The sequence below is a fragment of the Streptomyces sp. UNOB3_S3 genome (assembly GCF_020740895.1).
Classification (GTDB): Bacteria; Actinomycetota; Actinomycetes; order Streptomycetales; family Streptomycetaceae; genus Streptomyces.
In genome coordinates this window covers 1-16,486 of the sequence record NZ_JAILXP010000153.1, presented here as the reverse complement: position 1 = coordinate 16,486, position 16,486 = coordinate 1, and the positions used below count along the sequence as shown (strand labels likewise).

General features: G+C 72.7%; 15 protein-coding genes, 1 tRNA gene and 1 pseudogene. 6 read left to right on the top strand and 11 right to left on the bottom strand.

All coding sequences use genetic code 11. The features are described 5' to 3' along the window. From K6I33_RS18175 to K6I33_RS18165, 3 genes are all read right to left on the bottom strand, one after another. A partial coding sequence (locus K6I33_RS18175) for an RNA polymerase sigma factor (protein ID WP_229353493.1) occupies window positions 1-1,175 on the bottom strand: 1,175 nt, incomplete at its 3' end. 225 nt (window positions 1,176-1,400) lie between these two features. Further along, a tRNA-Arg gene (locus K6I33_RS18170) sits at window positions 1,401-1,473 on the bottom strand. Window positions 1,474-1,584: 111 nt separating this feature from the next. After that, complete coding sequence (locus tag K6I33_RS18165; RefSeq protein ID WP_229353487.1) at window positions 1,585-2,961, bottom strand: M6 family metalloprotease domain-containing protein; 1,377 nt, start codon at window positions 2,959-2,961, stop codon at window positions 1,585-1,587. 244 nt (window positions 2,962-3,205) lie between these two features. Between K6I33_RS18165 and K6I33_RS18160 the strand changes: the two genes are divergently transcribed. Then, window positions 3,206-3,916: a TetR/AcrR family transcriptional regulator gene (locus K6I33_RS18160; protein ID WP_229353485.1), complete on the top strand. Its 711-nt coding sequence runs from the start codon at window positions 3,206-3,208 to the stop codon at window positions 3,914-3,916. A 74-nt stretch (window positions 3,917-3,990) separates the two neighbouring features. Then, complete coding sequence (locus K6I33_RS18155) at window positions 3,991-5,496, top strand: MFS transporter (protein ID WP_229353482.1); 1,506 nt, start codon at window positions 3,991-3,993, stop codon at window positions 5,494-5,496. Window positions 5,497-5,616: 120 nt separating this feature from the next. On the opposite strand, the gene K6I33_RS18150 is transcribed toward K6I33_RS18155, so the two are convergent. Beyond that, window positions 5,617-6,153, bottom strand: coding sequence for a MarR family winged helix-turn-helix transcriptional regulator (locus tag K6I33_RS18150; RefSeq protein ID WP_229353479.1), 537 nt, complete (start codon window positions 6,151-6,153; stop codon window positions 5,617-5,619). Window positions 6,154-6,285: 132 nt separating this feature from the next. Here K6I33_RS18150 and K6I33_RS18145 point away from each other — a divergent pair, with 132 nt between their 5' ends. After that, a complete protein-coding gene (locus K6I33_RS18145; RefSeq protein WP_229353472.1) occupies window positions 6,286-7,065 on the top strand; it encodes a dioxygenase in 780 nt (259 codons plus the stop codon). Window positions 7,066-7,167: 102 nt separating this feature from the next. After that, window positions 7,168-8,043, top strand: coding sequence for an AraC family transcriptional regulator (locus K6I33_RS18140; protein ID WP_229353470.1), 876 nt, complete (start codon window positions 7,168-7,170; stop codon window positions 8,041-8,043). Window positions 8,044-8,057: 14 nt separating this feature from the next. On the opposite strand, the gene K6I33_RS18135 is transcribed toward K6I33_RS18140, so the two are convergent. After that, entirely contained in the window at window positions 8,058-8,567 is a 510-nt protein-coding gene (locus tag K6I33_RS18135) for an EF-hand domain-containing protein (protein ID WP_229353468.1), read from the bottom strand. 213 nt (window positions 8,568-8,780) lie between these two features. On the opposite strand from K6I33_RS18135, the gene K6I33_RS18130 reads away from it, so the two are divergent. Next, complete coding sequence (locus K6I33_RS18130) at window positions 8,781-9,323, top strand: hypothetical protein (protein WP_229353466.1); 543 nt, start codon at window positions 8,781-8,783, stop codon at window positions 9,321-9,323. Here the strand turns inward: K6I33_RS18130 and K6I33_RS18125 are convergent. Together K6I33_RS18125 and K6I33_RS18120 are read right to left on the bottom strand one after the other, a co-directional pair. Further along, window positions 9,302-9,589: a DUF397 domain-containing protein gene (locus tag K6I33_RS18125; protein ID WP_308297218.1), complete on the bottom strand. Its 288-nt coding sequence runs from the start codon at window positions 9,587-9,589 to the stop codon at window positions 9,302-9,304. The genes K6I33_RS18130 and K6I33_RS18125 overlap by 22 nt on opposite strands. Window positions 9,590-9,611: 22 nt before the next feature. Beyond that, the gene (locus K6I33_RS18120; protein ID WP_229353464.1) at window positions 9,612-10,859 is read right to left on the bottom strand and encodes an XRE family transcriptional regulator; all 1,248 of its coding nucleotides are present in this window, start codon (window positions 10,857-10,859) and stop codon (window positions 9,612-9,614) included. A gap of 134 nt (window positions 10,860-10,993) precedes the next feature. Here K6I33_RS18120 and K6I33_RS18115 point away from each other — a divergent pair, with 134 nt between their 5' ends. Then, on the top strand, window positions 10,994-11,239 hold the full coding sequence (locus tag K6I33_RS18115) for a hypothetical protein (RefSeq protein ID WP_229353461.1): 246 nt from the start codon (window positions 10,994-10,996) through the stop codon (window positions 11,237-11,239). Window positions 11,240-11,267: 28 nt separating this feature from the next. On the opposite strand, the gene K6I33_RS18110 is transcribed toward K6I33_RS18115, so the two are convergent. The 4 genes and pseudogenes from K6I33_RS18110 to K6I33_RS18095 all read right to left on the bottom strand — a co-directional run. Continuing rightward, on the bottom strand, window positions 11,268-11,915 hold the full coding sequence (locus tag K6I33_RS18110; RefSeq protein ID WP_229353503.1) for a class F sortase: 648 nt from the start codon (window positions 11,913-11,915) through the stop codon (window positions 11,268-11,270). 221 nt (window positions 11,916-12,136) lie between these two features. Then, window positions 12,137-12,709 (bottom strand): hypothetical protein, encoded by a 573-nt coding sequence (locus tag K6I33_RS18105; protein ID WP_229353458.1) that lies wholly within the window; start codon window positions 12,707-12,709, stop codon window positions 12,137-12,139. 354 nt (window positions 12,710-13,063) lie between these two features. Further along, window positions 13,064-15,043, bottom strand: a complete 1,980-nt coding sequence (locus K6I33_RS18100; RefSeq protein WP_374285017.1) for an MFS transporter — start codon at window positions 15,041-15,043, stop codon at window positions 13,064-13,066. A gap of 139 nt (window positions 15,044-15,182) precedes the next feature. Next, window positions 15,183-16,486: pseudogene (locus K6I33_RS18095) on the bottom strand (D-alanyl-D-alanine carboxypeptidase); the annotation flags it as partial.

Sequence of the window (16,486 nt, the reverse complement as noted above, 5' to 3'; positions counted from 1 at the left end):
GCCGTGGAGGGGGCGGGCGCGGGCGCCGAGGGGATCTCGGTCCGCAGGGAGGTGAGCGGAAGGGCCGCGTTCTCAGCGTGCTCCGCGCCCCGGCCCCGGCTTCCGTCGTGCGTCGCGCTGCCGTCCGGCGCGGGGGCGAGGTAGCGGTATCCGCCCAGGACGCCGAGCGCGACGGTGACGGCCAGGGCGGCGGCGGTGACGACCGCGCGGACACCGGGCCGGCGCCGCAGGCCCCGGCCGGGGGCCGCGCCCGAGGACGTGCCGGGGGACGTACCGGAGGATGCACCGGGGGACGTACCGGAGGACGTACCGGCGGGGGCCACCCCTCCCACGCCGCCGGAGGAGCCGGCCGTGGCGCAGGCGACGGGCTGAACGCCCGGCAGCCCGGCGGCGATCCGGTCCAGCAGGCCGGCGCCCACCGGGACGAGCCCGAGGCCCGCGAGCAGTCCCTCGGCGGGTATCAGCGCGGTCCAGTGGCCGCCGCACTCGACGCAGCCGCGCGTGTGCCGGGCGATGCGCTTGCGCCACAGCGGGGACGGAGTGCCGTCCCAGATGCCGACGATGCTCGCGAGTTCCGGGCAGCGCGGGGTCGTGGCCAGGGCCCGGACGACGGCGCGGGCGGTCTCCAGCTGGAGCTTGGTGCGCTGGATGCGCACGGCGGTGTGCTGCGGCGTGAGCTCCAGCGCCGCGGCGACCTCGGCCCGGGTCAGCTCGCCCGTCGTCTCCAGCCACCACAGGGACAGTGCGGCCCGCTCGCCGTCGTCGAGCCAGCGGGTGGCCTCGGCGACCTGCCGGCGCTGCCCCTCCAGCCCGAGCCGGAGGATCGTCAGCTCGACGAAGTCGGCGTCGGGGTCGGAGAGGTGACACGCCTCCTGGAGCCCGCCCACGGGGGCGTCCTGCTGTCTGCGCCAGTGGCCGCGGATCCGGTTCATGGTGATCGCGACGAGCCAGGACCGGAAACGGGAGGCGTCACGCAGCCCGGAGAGCCCGCCCACCATCCGGATCATGGTCTCCTGGACCACGTCGTCGACGTCCGCGTGGCCCTTCAGCGCCCTGCCGACGATGTTGTAGACCAGCGGCAGGCACGCGGCCACGAGTTCGCCCTGCGCACCCGCGTCCCCGGCCCGCGCCGCCTCGACCACCCCGGTCACCCCGGTCACACTCTTCACAGTCACGCCCAGACACCTCGTTTCTGCCCGCCATTCCTGGCGTTCCGATGCATGGGAGACCTGGGGTAACAGGGGCCATAACGAAAACTGGTCCAACTTTTCGGCCACCGGTTCAGCACCGCCCGATCACGGCGCCGACCACCGCGGGGGGGCCGGGCATGACAAAGGCCCAGGGCGGAGACGTGCTCCGGCCTGGGCCTCGAGTGCGCCGCTGGCGCGAGGTACTGCCAGTGCCCCCGGGCAGATTCGAACTGCCGACACCCGCTTTAGGAGAGCGGTGCTCTATCCCCTGAGCTACGGAGGCGGGGCGTGAGCGCGTCCGCCGGCGCCCGCGGACACCCCTGGGGGCCGCGCGGCCTGCGAGGACGCTCGACGGACAGGTTAGCGGATCGGCGTGCGGCGGGTCAGTGGGCCATCAGGCGTAGTCGTCCGCCGGCGGGCGGCGGGTGACCAGGACGCGCCAGTTCCCGGCGCGGTCCCGGCCGAGGACGTCGACGGTGACGCCGGCCGCCGCGCAGCGCTGGCCGGCGCGGTAGGGGGCGTCGGTCAGGGCCGGGCTCACGTTGGGGTCGCCGGTCAGGCAGCCGCCGCTGCCCGGGGTGGCGTCGGAGGCGCGCACGGGGGCGGCGCCCGAGGGCAGGTCGGAGGCGACGGTCGTGACGAGGACGCCGGGGCGGCAGACGGCGTGGTCGAGGCGGCCCGGGGCGCGGGCCTCCAGGGTGATCGCGCGGGTCGGGGAGAGGGGGATCACGGCGAGCTTGGGGCCGCCCGGCACCGAGGTGGGGCTCAGGGTCAGCAGGCGGCGGCCCGGCCGGGACACGCAGTGGACCTGCGAGGGGGCCAGCCAGCCCAGCTTCCACTTGTGCCAGGCGAGGAAGTCGTTCGAGGGCCCCCAGTCCTCGTCCATGGGATCCCAGTGGCCCACGGGGGTGTGCGGCATCCGGTTCTGGTCGCCCCGGTAGAGGTCGGGGAGGCCGAAGCTGTGGGCGTTCTCGTGGTTGAGGACGCGGTAGGGGCTGTCGCCGGTCTGCCGGCTCCAGATGAAGGAGACGTTCCGGATGGGTGCGCCATTGCGGGAGGTCAGCCCCGTGGCGGCGCCCGCGAAGGTCACCGAGCGGACGTCCTGGACGGCGGGCGGGCCGGCGTTGGGGGCGGCCAGCACATTGATCAGGTCGTAGCGCCGGAAGTCGACCCGGCCGCCGACGGCGGCCAGGATCTCCTTGGTGATGGCGTAGTAGCCGTCGTCCCGGTTCGGGTCGAAGGACGCGCCGCGCGTGATGCCGTACGAGCGGTACGGGCGGGACATGCGGATCCAGCGCGGCCAGGGCGTGGAGCGGTAGTCGAGCCGCCCGTAGGAGCTGACGCGGTAGTAGTCGGCGACGGCCGGGAAGAACTCCGCGTACCGCCCCCGCGCGCTGATCCTGGCAGGGGCGTCCGGGAAGTCGATGAGGAAGGTGGCGGCCCGCACGACACCGCTGGAGCGGGCGTACCCGCGCGGGGTGCGGGCCCCCTCGGAGACGTGCTGGGTGACGGTGCGCAGCGCGCACGGGCCACTGGGCGGCCTGGCCCCGCCCCGGAGACCCGCCCCGGACGGGTCGCCGGCCGTCCTGTCCGTCCCGGCCGTCCTGCCCGTCCCGGCCGTCCTGCCCGTCCTGTCCGTGACGGCCGGGCGGCCGGCGGCCGCTCCCCGGACTGCGGCGGCCGCGGCCCCGGCGTCGCCCGCCCGCGCGGGCAGCGGTGCGGTGAGGGCGCCCACCGTGGCCGCCACGACCAGGATGACCAGGGGTCTCATGCCGCCTCGCCTTCATCCCGCCGTCGTCATCTCGTCGTACTCATCACCCACCCTGTGCCCGGTGAGCGGGCCGCCGCGCCCCGGACTGCGGCAGACGGGATCGGAATCCCGCCATCCGGGGGTGTGATTCACGCCATACGGCGCCCCGAAATATCCGGGGAGGCTCTCCCCGTTTACGAGAGCGTTCCTGTTAAACGGGGAGTCACTCCCCGCATAGTGATCCTCACGGAAGGAGGGCACGGCCTTGACCACAGCCCCGCAGCCCCGCCTGCGCGCCGACGCCCTGCGCAACCGCGAGCGGATCGTCGCGGCCGCCCGCGAGGCCCTCGTCGAGCACGGGGCCGAATCCTCGCTCGATGAAATCGCTCGACGTGCCGGGGTCGGCAATGCCACGCTGTACCGGCACTTCGCGGACCGCCGCGAGCTGATCCACCATGTCACCCTCTCCGTCATGGCCCGTATCGCCGACCGGGCGGAGGCGGCGCTAGCGGAGGAGCCCGATGCTTTCCACGCGCTGAGGCGCTTCGTCCACGCCGCGGCGGACGAGCGGATCGGGGCCCTGTGCCCCCTGCTCGCCGAGGGCGTCGACAAGAGCCACCCCGACCATGTCGAGGCCCGCGACCGGCTGGAGAGCGTCATCGAGGCGCTGATGGCCGCCGCCCGCGCGTCCGGTCAGCTCCGCGCCGACATCGGCATCGGCGACCTGATGGTGGCCATCACCCAGCTCACCAGACCGCTGCCCGACACCGGCTGCCATGACTTCGGCCAGTTCGTCCACCGCCACCTCCAGCTGTTCCTGGACGGCCTGATGAACCCGGCCCGGTCGGAACTCCCCGGTGCGCCCGCCACCTTGGCGGACCTGCGCAAGGGATTCCCCCCGGCAGCGGACCCGGCCACCGGCCCGGTCGACAGCCCGGCCACCGAACCGACCACCGGGGACGCACCCCGCCCGTAGCCCGCGCGGCCCGCGCACCGGACAGACCCACCACGACCCACCGCACACCCATGACAGCTAGGTAGGCCCCACCCATGCCAGAACTCCGCACCGAAGCCGATCCGAGGCGCTGGAAAGCGCTGATATTCATCGCCCTGGCCCAGCTGATGGTCGTCCTCGACGCGACCATCGTGAACATCGCGCTGCCCTCCGCCCAGGCCGACCTGGGCATCTCGGACGGCAACCGGCAGTGGGTCATCACCGCCTACGCCCTCGCCTTCGGCGGACTGCTGCTCTTCGGCGGCCGGATCTCCGACCTGTGGGGCCGCAAGCGCGCGTTCGTCACCGGCCTGATCGGCTTCGCCGCCGCCTCCGCGCTCGGCGGCGCCGCGGTCAACTCCGCGATGCTGATGGGCGCCCGCGCCCTCCAGGGCGTCTTCGGCGCCCTGCTCGCCCCGGCGGCCCTGTCGCTGCTCGCCGTGCTCTTCACCGAGGCGAAGGAGCGCGCCAAGGCGTTCGGCGTCTTCGGCGCCATCGCCGGTGCCGGTGGCGGTGTCGGCCTGATCCTCGGCGGTCTGTTCACCGAATACCTCAACTGGCGCTGGACGTTCTTCGTGAACATCCCCTTCGCCGTCGTCGCCGCCGCCGGCGCGATCTCCGTGATCCGCGAGCCCGCCGAGGGCCGCAACCCCTCGAAGCTGGACATCCCCGGTGTCATCCTGGCCACCCTCGGCCTGGTCTCCCTGGTCTACGGCTTCACGCGCGCCGAGTCCGACGGCTGGTCCGCGGGGATCACCGTCGGCCTGTTCATCGGCGCGGCCGTACTGCTGGGCGCCTTCGTGCTCGTCGAGCGCTCGGTGAAGGCCCCGCTGCTGCCGCTGCGCGTGCTCACCGACCGCAACCGCGCCGGCGTCTACATCTCCCTGGGCCTGGGCGCCATCGCGATGTTCGGCCTGTTCCTCTTCCTGACCTACTACCTGCAGGTCGTCCGCGGCTACTCGCCGGTCAAGACCGGTCTCGCGTTCCTGCCGATGATCGCCACGATGATCACCGGTTCCACGCAGATCGGCACCCGCCTGATGACCCGCGTCCCGGCGCGCTGGCTGATGGGCCCGGGCTTCCTGCTCGCGGCGGTCGGCATGGTCCTGCTCACCCAGATCGACCTGGACACCTCCTACGCCACGGTGGTCCTGCCCGGTCTGATGCTGATGGGCCTCGGCATGGGCACGGCCTTCATGCCCGCCATGAGCCTGGCCACCCACGGCGTCCAGCCGCGTGACGCGGGCGTCGCCTCGGCCATGGTCAACACCGCGCAGCAGGTCGGCGGCGCCATCGGCACCGCGCTGCTCAACACCATCGCCGCCAGCGCCACCACGGACTACTTCAAGTCCCACATGGCCGGTGCCACCAACCAGAAGATCCTCACCTTCCAGTCGATGGTCCACGGCTACTCCACCGCCGTCTGGTGGGCGGTCGGCATCCTGTCGCTGTCCGCGCTGGTCGCCGTCGTCTTCGTCAACGCCAACCCGGGCGGCGGCCCCGCCGCCGCCTCGACGGACGGCGAGACGGCCGCGGACGCGATCCCGGTGATGGCGCACTGAGGCCGTAGCGGCCGTAGCGGTTGAGTGAGCCGTAGCGGTTGAATGAAGGGCCCCCGCCGAGCACATCGGCGGGGGCCCTTCACATGTCCGGGCCATGGCCGGCCGGTGGCCGGCTCCGGATCACCGCAGCCAGGGCAGGTCCGCGCCCTCCGGCTGGAGCCCGGCGGCGATGATCCCGCACACCTCGCCGAACCGGACGACCTGTTCGGGCGTCAGCCGGTCGAAGACCGCGCCCCGGACCGCCTCCACGTGCCCCGGCGCGGACCGCCGCAACATCTCGAAGCCGGCGTCCGTCAGCACGGCCAGCTGCCCGCGCTTGTCCGACGGGCACTCCTCGCGCCGTACCCAGCCGCTCTTCTCCAGCCGGGCGATCGCGTGCGAGAGCCGGGACCGGGTGATCTTCGCGCTCTGCGCCAGCTCGGTCATCCGCATCCGGCGCCGCGGCGCCTCGGAGAGCTTGACGAGCAGGCCGTAGTAGACGTGCGGCATGCCCGCGTCGCGCTGCAGCTGCCGGTCGAGATAGTCCTCCAGCAGCGTGGAGGCGTGCTGGTAGGCCCGCCAGGCCTCCTGCTCGGCGGCGGTGAGCCAGCGGGGCTCGGCGGCGTCGGCGTCGTCGGCGTCCTTCGGGTCAAGGCCCTCCGGGGGTCGGTTCGTCATGACATCCACTGTTTCACTCGCTGGTTCCCTCCGGTACGACGACCAGCCATTGCTTGAAGCTTAAATAATAAAGTTGTAAGGTCGAGGACGCTAGATGTTTGAGACTTCAAGCAACTTGAATCGGAGGCTGTCATGCCGGTCCCCGGGCGCATGCCCGCCCTCTACGCCTCCCACGGCGCCCCGCCCCTCGCGGACGACCCCACATGGCCCGGCCAGCTCGCCGCCTGGGCCGCGGACCTGCCCCGGCCCACGGCGATCCTGATGATCTCCGCCCACTGGGAGGAGGCCCCCCTCGCGCTGGGCGCCACCGAGACCGTGCCGCTCGTCTACGACTTCTGGGGCTTCCCCGAGCACTACTACCGCGTCCGGTACCCGGCACCGGGCGCCCCGGCCCTCGCCGACCGGGTCCGCCGCACCCTGCGGGGCGCCGGCACGCCCGTAGCGGACCTGCCCGACCGGGGGCTGGACCACGGCGCGTACGTCCCGCTCGTCGAGATGTACCCCGGCGCGGACATACCCGTCCTCCAGATGTCCCTGCCCACCCTCGACCCGGCACGCCTGCTGGAGATCGGCCGGCGGCTCGCCCCGCTGCGCGACGAGGGCGTCCTGATCGTCGGCAGCGGCTTCTTCACCCACAACCTCGCCGCCCTCCGCCACGCCGGCTCCGGCCCGCCCGGCTGGTCGGCGGAGTTCGACGCGTGGGGCCGCGAGGCGCTGGCGGCGAAGGACGTGGACGCGCTCCTCGACTTCGAGCGCAAGGCCCCGGCCGCCCGGCTGGCCCACCCCCGCACCGAGCACTTCGCGCCGCTGTTCGTGGCGATGGGCGCGGCGGGCGACGACCTCGGCGCCCAGAGCAGCGTCATCGACGGCTTCTGGGGCGGACTCGCGAAGCGGTCGGTGCAGTTCGGGTAGGCCTGATCGTGGCTACCCACCCGACCGGATCGGGCACAGGATGTCGGGTCCGGCAGGGTGGTCCCTTCCTAACGTGAGTGATCGAAAGGGAAGGAGTCCGGGATGCCGCTGGAACGGCTGAACCAGGCGATGGAGCACATCGAGTCACACCTCGACCAGCCGATCGACGTGGCCGAACTCGCGCGTATCGCGGCGACATCGGAGTACCACTTCCGCCGGCTGTTCTCCGCGCTGGCGGGCCTCCCGCTGTCGGAGTACATCCGCCGCAGGCGGCTGACCGTCGCGGGCGCGGAGGTGCTCGCCGGCGAACGGACGCTGCTGGACGTCGCGACGCGCTACGGCTACGCCTCGGGGGAGGCCTTCGCCCGCGCGTTCCGCGCCCACCACGGCGTGGGACCGGGCGAGGCCCGGCGAACGGGCGCCGCGCTGCGCTCCCAGCCCCGGATGTCCTTCCACCTCATCGTCGAAGGGGGCAGCAGTATGCGATACCGGATCGTGGAGAAGGACGAGTTCCGTGTGGCCGGAAAGAAGGCCCGTGTCCCGCTCGTGTACGAGGGGGTCAACCCGGCGATAGCCGAGTTCGTCCGGGGCATCGGGAAGGAGACGCTGGACCGCGTCTCCGCGCTGTCGGACCAGGAGCCGTCGGGGATCGTCGCGGTGAGCGTCCTGGACGACCCGTCGCGGGCGGAAGGGACCGAACTCGACTACTACCACGCCGTGGTGACGAGCGCCGAGGCGCCGGAGAGCGACCTGGACGACCTGGACGTGCTGTCCGTCCCGGCCGGGACATGGGCCGTCTTCGAGAACTCCGGCCCGTTCCCGCAGGCGCTCCAGTACCTGTGGCGGGACGTGTTCACGCAGTGGTTCCCCTCGAACCCGTACGAGAGCCGGCCCGGGCCGGAGATCCTGCGGGTGCGCCCGTCGGAGGACGGGACGCGGGCGGACGCGGAGCTGTGGATCCCGGTGGCGCGGTCCTGACTGGTCAACCCTGACTAGTACAGGACCTCGCCCATCGGGGAGCCGTCGCCGACGATGTAGGCGCGGATCGACGCCAGATACGCGTCACGGCCGACCCGGCCGTCGCCGTCGGTGTCGAGCGCGTCGAACGCGGCGGCGGCGTTCCCCGGCGGGTTGTTGAGCGCGGTGCGCAGCGCCGTGAACTCGGCCTTGTCCAGGGCACCGTCCCCGTCGGCGTCGACGAGGCCGAACAGCGAGCCGAGCGCGAACCGGCAGATGTTGTCGAACTTGTCGGCGCCCACCCATGCGTTGTACTCGTCGAAGGTCAGCTTCCCGTCGCCGTTCGCGTCCATCGCCGCCCAGGCCTTCCGGCCCTCGGCGCGGGCGGTGACGACGAGCGGGTCGTCCTCCGTGCGTTCGGTGGCCAGGACGGTCCGGTCGATCCGGGAGAGGTAGTCGTACGCCGTGATAACCCCGTCCCCGTCCGCGTCCATCATGGCGAAGACGCGTGTTCGCGCGGCGGTGGCGGCGATCGTACGGCTCACGGGGATCTCCTTCTGCTTCTGCTCGACGAGGGCTCGTCCGGCGCTTCCTACCCGGCGCGTTCGGGGGGCCATGCGACCGGCGGGAGCAGGGGCGCGCGTGACCGCGCGGCGGTCGGGGGCGCGCGGGTGATGCGCTTCGGGGCGCCTGGGCAGCGGATGCGCCATTGGGTAGCCAAGGGCCGACATATCCGCATAGGACGCCCTGGAGGGCATATGTTCGGTAGGCGCGGCACGGGGGTGGCCCTGGGTTCACTGTTGCTGGTGGGCTCGTCGGTGGTGTGGGCCCCGGCCGGCCAGGCCGGGACGGGCGGGGGCGGGAGCGACGGCATCACCTGCACGGGCAGCAGCACGAGCCACTACGACCCGCCGCTCACCCTGGCGCCCGGGCCGTCCCATGTCCACGCGGACATCGCCTACACCTGCACCATCGCCCCCGGCCGCACCGTCCCGGCCACCGGCTCCTTCGACGCGGACCTGTCGTCGGCGTCCTGCGTCGAGCTGACCGGTGGAAGCGGGGTGGAAACCGTCCGCTACGCCGACGGCCGCCGGTCGCTGATCGTCTACGACAGCGCCACGACCGTCCGCGCCGCGGGCGTCCTGCTCCTCGAACAGTCGGGCCGCGTCACGGAAGGACGCGGCAAGGGACACCCCGTACGACGGACCGTCGCGGGGCCACCCCGCGAACTCCCCACGGACTGCCTCACGTCCGGCCTCCGGGGCGGCGGCAACGGGGTTCAGCTGGAGGTCCAGCCGTAGGGTTCGGGGGTGCGTCCGGGACCCCCCGGGCGGTTCGGGGCGCCTCTGCCGGCGGCCCCGATCCCCCCGTCCCGGAGACCGGCGACGAACGCCGACCACGCGCCAATCTCCAGAACGAGGACGGGCCCATGGGGGCTTTTGCTGTCACGAACGGGAACAACACCGGGTAAGCCATCGGCGACTTCGACGCAGTCGTTTTCCAAGCCGCTACGGCTGGGCTTCCGCCAGCGCGCCAAACCCGCACCGGATGTCTCAGGCACTGGCATGCCTCCATGTCGTCGCGCCGAATCAGCCGTACTGCTTGAGCGCCCCCGTCAGCTCCCGGCCCTCCCTCGCGCCCTGCCGGAGCAGCACCGCCGCTGTCGTGTGCAGCTCGTTCCACGAGTGGGGGCGTCCGACGGCGGCCGCGTCAGGGAGGCAGTTCAGGGCGACCTCCAGCGACTCGGCCGCTTCCCCGGCCCCGGCCAGGCCGTGGGCCAGGCAGGAGCGGTACCACGTCTTGTCGCGGCGGTAGTGCTCGGCGAGCCCGTCGAGGCCCGTGGTGAGGTTGTCGATGGCGGCATGCCATTCCCGCACGTGCAGGTCGGCCATGCCGCGCTGAAGCGTGAACCACGTCTCGCCGTAGAAATACATCCACGGCGGTTCGTCCTCGGGGCGGTCGGCCGCGTGCGCGACAAGGGTCTGCGCTTCTTCCAGCAGCCGGTGCGCGGCGTCCCTCTCGCCGTTCTGCGCGTGCCCGCGCGCCGCCATTTGCGCGGCCATTCCCTGCACGCCCCGCGAGGCCTGGGGCGACGACCAGCGCGCGGCCTCGGCCAGGCGGACGCAGCGGGTTCCGAGCCCGCCGGACCACGCCATGTGGGCCTTCATGCTCAGCGTCGTACAGGCCATGTTCGCGTCCCCGGCCTCCAGGGCCCACTCGTGGGAACGGTCGTACCACGCCAGCGCGGCAGCGGATTCCCCCTGGTCCTGCGCCATCCACGCGAGGAATTGCGCGTGTTCGGCGGCGAGCCGGACGACTCTCTCCGAGAGCGGCCCCCTGGCTCCGGCGAAGAGGTCCATGACGGTACGGAGCTGCTGCCGCATGACGTCGACCAATGGCCGGGAGCCGATGAGATCCTCCGCCCGGCGGTGCTCCGCCAGCAGGCGGTCGAGCCAGTCCAACGTGGCGGTGTCCACGCGGGTTTCCGTTTTTACGGCGCTCGTGACGCGCGCGAGCAGATCGTCGTCCGGTCCCATTCCGGCCGAGAACAGGCGGGCCACCGGCCCCGATTCGACGGGCGCGTCCCGGCGCAGCAACTCGGCCGGAATCCCGAGCCCTTCGACGACCCTTTGCCGCACTTCCACGGAGGTCACCCGGCGCCTTTCGCGCTCGACGTCGGAGACGTCGGGCTGCGCCAGGCCGACCAATTGCCCCAGCCGGGTCTGGCTGATTCCGGCGAGCCGCCGGTACACGCGGAATACGGCCGCCCAGTCCTCCGCGGCCACCGCCGAGACGAGGCGGGGGTGTGCCCACAACGCCTGGATATGGTCCCCCATGTGGTCAATATAGGGCCTTCCCATAGGGCCTCGGGATGGCTTCGAAGTCGCCCCACCGGAACGGTTGGCCGTGCCAAGAGCCCACGACCGCGCAGGCGGTCGGGCGTGGCCAACGTCCGAGAGGAGCGTCATCCATGCACGAATCGGTGACCGACAGCGCCGCCGACGGCGACGCGCTGCGCGCGAAGGTGGCTGATGCCAATCACCAGAGCCGGCAGCGGCTCTCCGCCAGCGAAAATCCCCCCGAACCGCCGACCCCTCGTTGCGAAACGTGCTGGGACATCAAGCGCCGCCGCGCCGCCGCCCTGCGGGCCGACGACCGCGACGAGGCCGCGCGGATGACGGCCGCGATGGGGGTCCACCAGCGCCGGGCCCACTGAGCGACGGCGGAAACGCCGGCACCCTCCCTCAGCTCAGCAGCCCCGGAGGGTGCCGGACCCCCGTCAGGTGCGCGTACACGACCACGTTGCCCAAATACTCGTCCGCCTCCGCCGAGAAGCCCCCACCGCAGGTGATCACGCGCAGCTCCGCGCGGCCGTGGCCCGGCGGGCCGACCGTCCCGTAGACCTTCTCCGAGGGGAAGTCCGACCGGTCGTAGACCTCGATCGCGTCGATCGTGAAGACGGCCGTCAGCGCGTCCGCCCGGGCGACCTCCACCGTGTCGCCCTTCTTCAGCGCGCCGAGGTTGTAGAAGACGGCCGGGCCGTTGGCCAGGTCGACGTGGCCGGCGACGACGGCGGTGCCGGCGGCGCCGGGGGGTGTGCCGGCCGCGTACCAGCCGGCGAGGTTGCCGTCGTCCTCGGGCGGGCTGGTGAGCGTGCCGTCGGGGCCGAGGGTGAGGGGGGTCATGGGCGCGTCGACCTGGATGCCGGGGATGCGGACGCGCGTGGGGGCGGCCGACGGCAGGGGCGGTACGGCGTGGTCGTCGCGGCGCGGGCCGAGCAGTGGCTCCCCGGGGGTGGGGAACGCCTCGGCCCGGGACGGCTGCGGGGGCGGCTTCTGGTCCTTCGCCCCGTGTTCGATCAGCCAGCTGCCCGCCAGCAGCGCCACGGCCAGGACGACGGCGAGGGCGGTCTTGTGGCGCGAGTCGTGGGGACGGGGCGGGCACCCGCCCGGGCGCGAGGCGAACGGCGTACGCCCCGGCGCACCGCGCAGGCACGCGTTCGCCCAGCGGCCCGGGCCGGGGGCCGGGCCCCCGGCCCCCGGGCGCAGCGCGCGCGTCCGGGGGCCCAGGAGCGGTCCGGCCGGCACCGGGAACGGTCCTCGGTCCGGTCCGGTCAGGCCTGGTCGGGCTGGTCGGGCCGGTCGCCGCCGCCGCGGCGGCGCAGGAACCAGACGCCGACGACCGCCGACGTGCCCAGGACGGCCGCGCCGGCGATGACCTCGGCGGTGCCGGAGTCGTCGCTGGTGCCGCCGACGCCGGTCTTCATGCCGCCCTTCGGGGTCATGGGCGACATGCTCGGGGCGGCGGAGGGCGAGCCCTTCATGCCCGCGCCGGCCTTGACGACCAGGTCGCCGGTGGCCTCCTTGCCGTTGGCGCACTTGGCGCCGATCCCGTAGGTGCCGGGCTTGGCCGACTTCGGGACCATGAACTGGCCGACCACGTCCTCCTTGTGCGTGCCCGGCTTGAGCTCGAACGACGCCGGGCCGCCCACGGCGCTGGCGTCGCCCGTGCCCTTGCCGTCGGGGCCGCAGACGGTGGTGTTCACCGTGACCGTGGCGCCCGGCTGGACGGTGCCCGGGGTGACCTCGAGCTTCCCGAAGTGATCGGCGGCGAGCGCGGGGGCGGCGGCCGTCCCCAGCGCGGCTATGGTCAGCGCGGCCCCGGCGAGCACTCGTGCGTTACGCATGCTTCCTCCGTGAGCGCGGGCGCGGCACGCCGATGTGCCGCAGCGGGAGTCGGATTTCCGCGCTCCTCTCTGCCGAGGGAAACCGCGCCCGAGGGGGCCCGCACCCGGCGGAACGGGCCGCCGACGGCCCGGGGCGACCGGGGGCGGGGCCGTATGGGCAGGTCATCCTGGGGGCGCGAGATCATCCGGACGGCCTCCCCGCCGAGACTGCGAACGGGTGACCGATGGAATACCCTCGGTCACCCGTTCGAGGTCATGGGGGTCCGGTGCGGTCCGCGCCCCGAAGGGGCGCGGGGAACTGCGCGACCAGCCACGGACGGCCCGCCGCCGTACGACCCCACTTCCAGCGAAGCGCTACCGCGCCAGATCGTCCGGGCAGCCCGTACCGCGCGGCAGCTTGTACTTGGCCGCGATCCGGTACGTACCGGCGTGCGGGGCACGCAGCAGGGTCCAGTCGTCCTCCGGCTGGCCCGCGCGGGGCTCCTGGACCTTCTTGGCCAGACAGCCGTTGACATTGACCGGCGGATCGCCGTTCGGCCCGCCCTTGGGGGGCTGGATGTCCTTGCCCTGCGCGTCGACCAGGCCCAGCCACGGCGAGTACGGGACGCGGATCAGCACCGGGCCCGCCTTGTCCACCCTGACGGTCAGCCCCTCGGCGTCCGAGCGCTCCACCACGGCGGGCGGGTCGGCGAGCGGCGTGGGGTCCTTCACGGCGAAGACGCGCCAGTTGTCGTCGGACCAGACCTCGCGCAGATACGGCTGGCCGCTCTCGACGAGCTTGGCCTCCTCGACGGCCGCGTTGTCCGGCTCGTCCTTGGGCAGCACCACATAGGCCACGGCCCAGCGGCCGAGCCAGGCGCGGTAGCTGTCCGGGGTGAGCATGCCCTCCTCATAGAAGAGCGGGTTCCGCTTGAGGTCCGCCTGCCGGTTCCAGCCGCGCGCGAGATTGACGTACGGGGCCAGGGCCGACGCCTCGCGGTGGCTGCGGGCCGGGACGACCTCGACCCGGCCGCCCGCCGCGTCCAGCTTCTGGAGCTGGTCCACGAGGGGGGCGAGCTCCCGGGCCCAGGAGGCGGCGGGGGTGGTGTGGATGATGTCGCTGATGGAGTTGGCCAGCTGCCAGCCCGTGATCGTCAGTATGGCGAGCACGGTCGCGAGCCAGGCCCGGCCCCGCCTGAGTAGTTCCGCCCGAGGCGGCACTTCCTTCCCGGTCAGCGCGGCGACCAGCACCACACCGCCGAAGACCATGCCGAGCCGGGAGATGTTCGTACCGATCTGCGAGGGGATCAGCCAGACCAGCAGCACGCCCAGGACATAGAGCGCCGAGACGGCCCGTACCGTGCGCCAGGACGAGGGCGTCATGAACAGGCCGAAGATCCCGGCGAGCAGCGGCAGGATCGCCGAGGCGAAGGCCATGGGCTGCTGCCCGGAGAACGGGAACAGCCACGCCGACAGCGCCACCACCAGCACCGGGGTCACCCCCAGCGCGTACGCCGCCGGGCGGCGCCGGCCCAGCCACAGCGCCGCCGCCACGATGCCGACGAACAGGCCGGCCACCGGGCTCGACGCCGTCGCCAGCCCCGCCATCAGCCCCGCCAGCGCGGCCCGCGCCCAGCGGTAGCGGCCCGTGGAGCGCCAGCGCACCGGCCAGGCGAAGATCGCGGCCACCGCCGCCAGCCCGAACATCGCGCCGAGCCCGAAGGTCACCCGGCCCGATATGGCGTTGCACATCAGCGCGAACGTGCCGTAGAGCGCCGGCCACAGCGGGCGGCGCACGACCCGGCTGCGCACCAGCAGCAGCGCGATCAGGCCGGCCGAGACCGTGCCCGCGATCATCATCGTGGTGCGCACGCCGATCGCGGCCATGATGTAGGGCGAGACGACGCTGTACGAGACCGGGTGCATCCCGCCGTACCAGGCGAGGTTGTACGCCGAGGCCGGGTGCTGGAGCGCGAACTCCGCCCACGCGTCCTGCGCGGCGAGATCGCCGCCGCTGTTGGCGAAGATGGAGATCCAGAGGATGTGCAGCGCGGCGGCCACGAAGAGGGTGATCCCGACCGTCCCGGTGAGGGCGGCGTAGCGCCCGCCCTTGGCGTGGTGCGGGACGACGGCCCACGACGGACGCCGCCACGCGACCCCCCGGGCCACGGCGGGTCGCCCCCTCACGGGTGCGCCGGTGTCACCGGTGTCGTCCGGTCCTGCCGGACGCTCCGGGTGTACGGGCCGTTCCGGCCGTTCCGGCTGCTCCGGGTCTCTGGGCCGCGCCGGCCCCACGGTGGTCACTGCGGCTCTCCCCGTCTTCCCCCTGCGGTCTTCTCCCCCATCTTCACGCATGCTCCGGCTGTGATGAGCAAACCCTGGCGACGCTAGCACGCGTCGTCGAGCCGATCCGCGCGTCACGGTGACCACGAAAGCGGCTCCTGGCCCGTACCCACTCGTACGGACCAGGAGCCGCCGCAGCCGTTCTGCCCGGTCAGCCCAGGCGGGTCAGCTTGGCGCCGAAGGAGGGCTCGGCCAGCGCGGTCTTCAGCACGACCGGGACCTTCACCGCGTCGGGGCCGCTGCCCACGATCAGCTCGCCGACCTCCGTACCGGCCTTCGCCGTGTGCGGGATCTTCCGGCCGGCGTCGGACAGCGCGAACTTCGTGTCGAAGCCGTCCCAGCCGACGGCCGTGACGTCCTTGGTGGCGATGACGGGCGTCTGCCCGCCGAGACCGTCGTCGACGTGACCGACGACGTCGCCCTTCTTCACCACGGTGACCGTCTTCAGAGCGTTCTGGATCGACGTGAGCTGCTCGTAGCTCTTGTTCTTGACCTTGGTGAGGCTGTTGCTGGCGTCGGGGTCCAGGCCCTTGAAGTGCTGGTCCATGGTGGCGCCGACGATCAGGTACTCCTTGCCGTCGAGCACTCGGCGGGCCGCCCACATCAGCGTGCCGCCGGCCGCCGTGCTGGAACCCGTCTTGATGCCGAGGACGCCGGTGCCCTTCACCAGCAGCGAGTCGTTGTTGTTGTTGATGTGCGGGCCGCCGGGGATGTCGGCGTTGGGCTGCTGGGTGATGTCCCGGACGACCGGGTTCTTGATCATCACCTCGGCCAGCTTCACCTGGTCCACGGCCGTGCTCTTCGTCGTGGCCGTCAGACCGCTGGGGTCGGTGTAGGTGGTGTTGGTCATGCCGAGTTCCTTGGCGGCGTCGTTCATCTTCTTGACGAACGCCTCCTCGGAACCGTTGGTGTCCCACCGGGCGAGCAGACGGGCGATGTTGTTGCCCGACGGGATGAGCAGCATGCGGAGCATGTCGTACTCGGAGAACTCCTGACCGGCCTTGACCTTCGCCGTCGACTCGCCGTCGGCGTTGGACTCCTTCTCCGCCGTCTCGTCGGCCGTGATCTTGTTGCTGGTCTTGTCCCCCTTCTTCAGGGGGTGGTTCTTCAGGATCACGTAGGCGGTCATGACCTTGGCGACGCTGGCCGTCGGCACGGGCTTCTGCGGGCCGTACGTGCCCACGTCGCCGGCGCCCACGACCTTGGCCGCGGACTGGCCCTCGTCCGGCCAGACGAAGGGCGCCTTGCCGCCCTCGAAGGTGAACGACTTCTTCGCGCCGAGCGAGAGCTTCGGGTCGGGCAGCGGCCGGAAGGACTGCACGATCACGAAGATGACCCCGAGCAGCACGACGAGCGGCGTCCAGATCTTGACGCGCCGCACGGCCGTCCGCACGGGCGTCTCCGGCGGCGGCGGAGTGTTCGTCAGCTGCGCGAGCAGGTCGAGCGGCGCGGCGG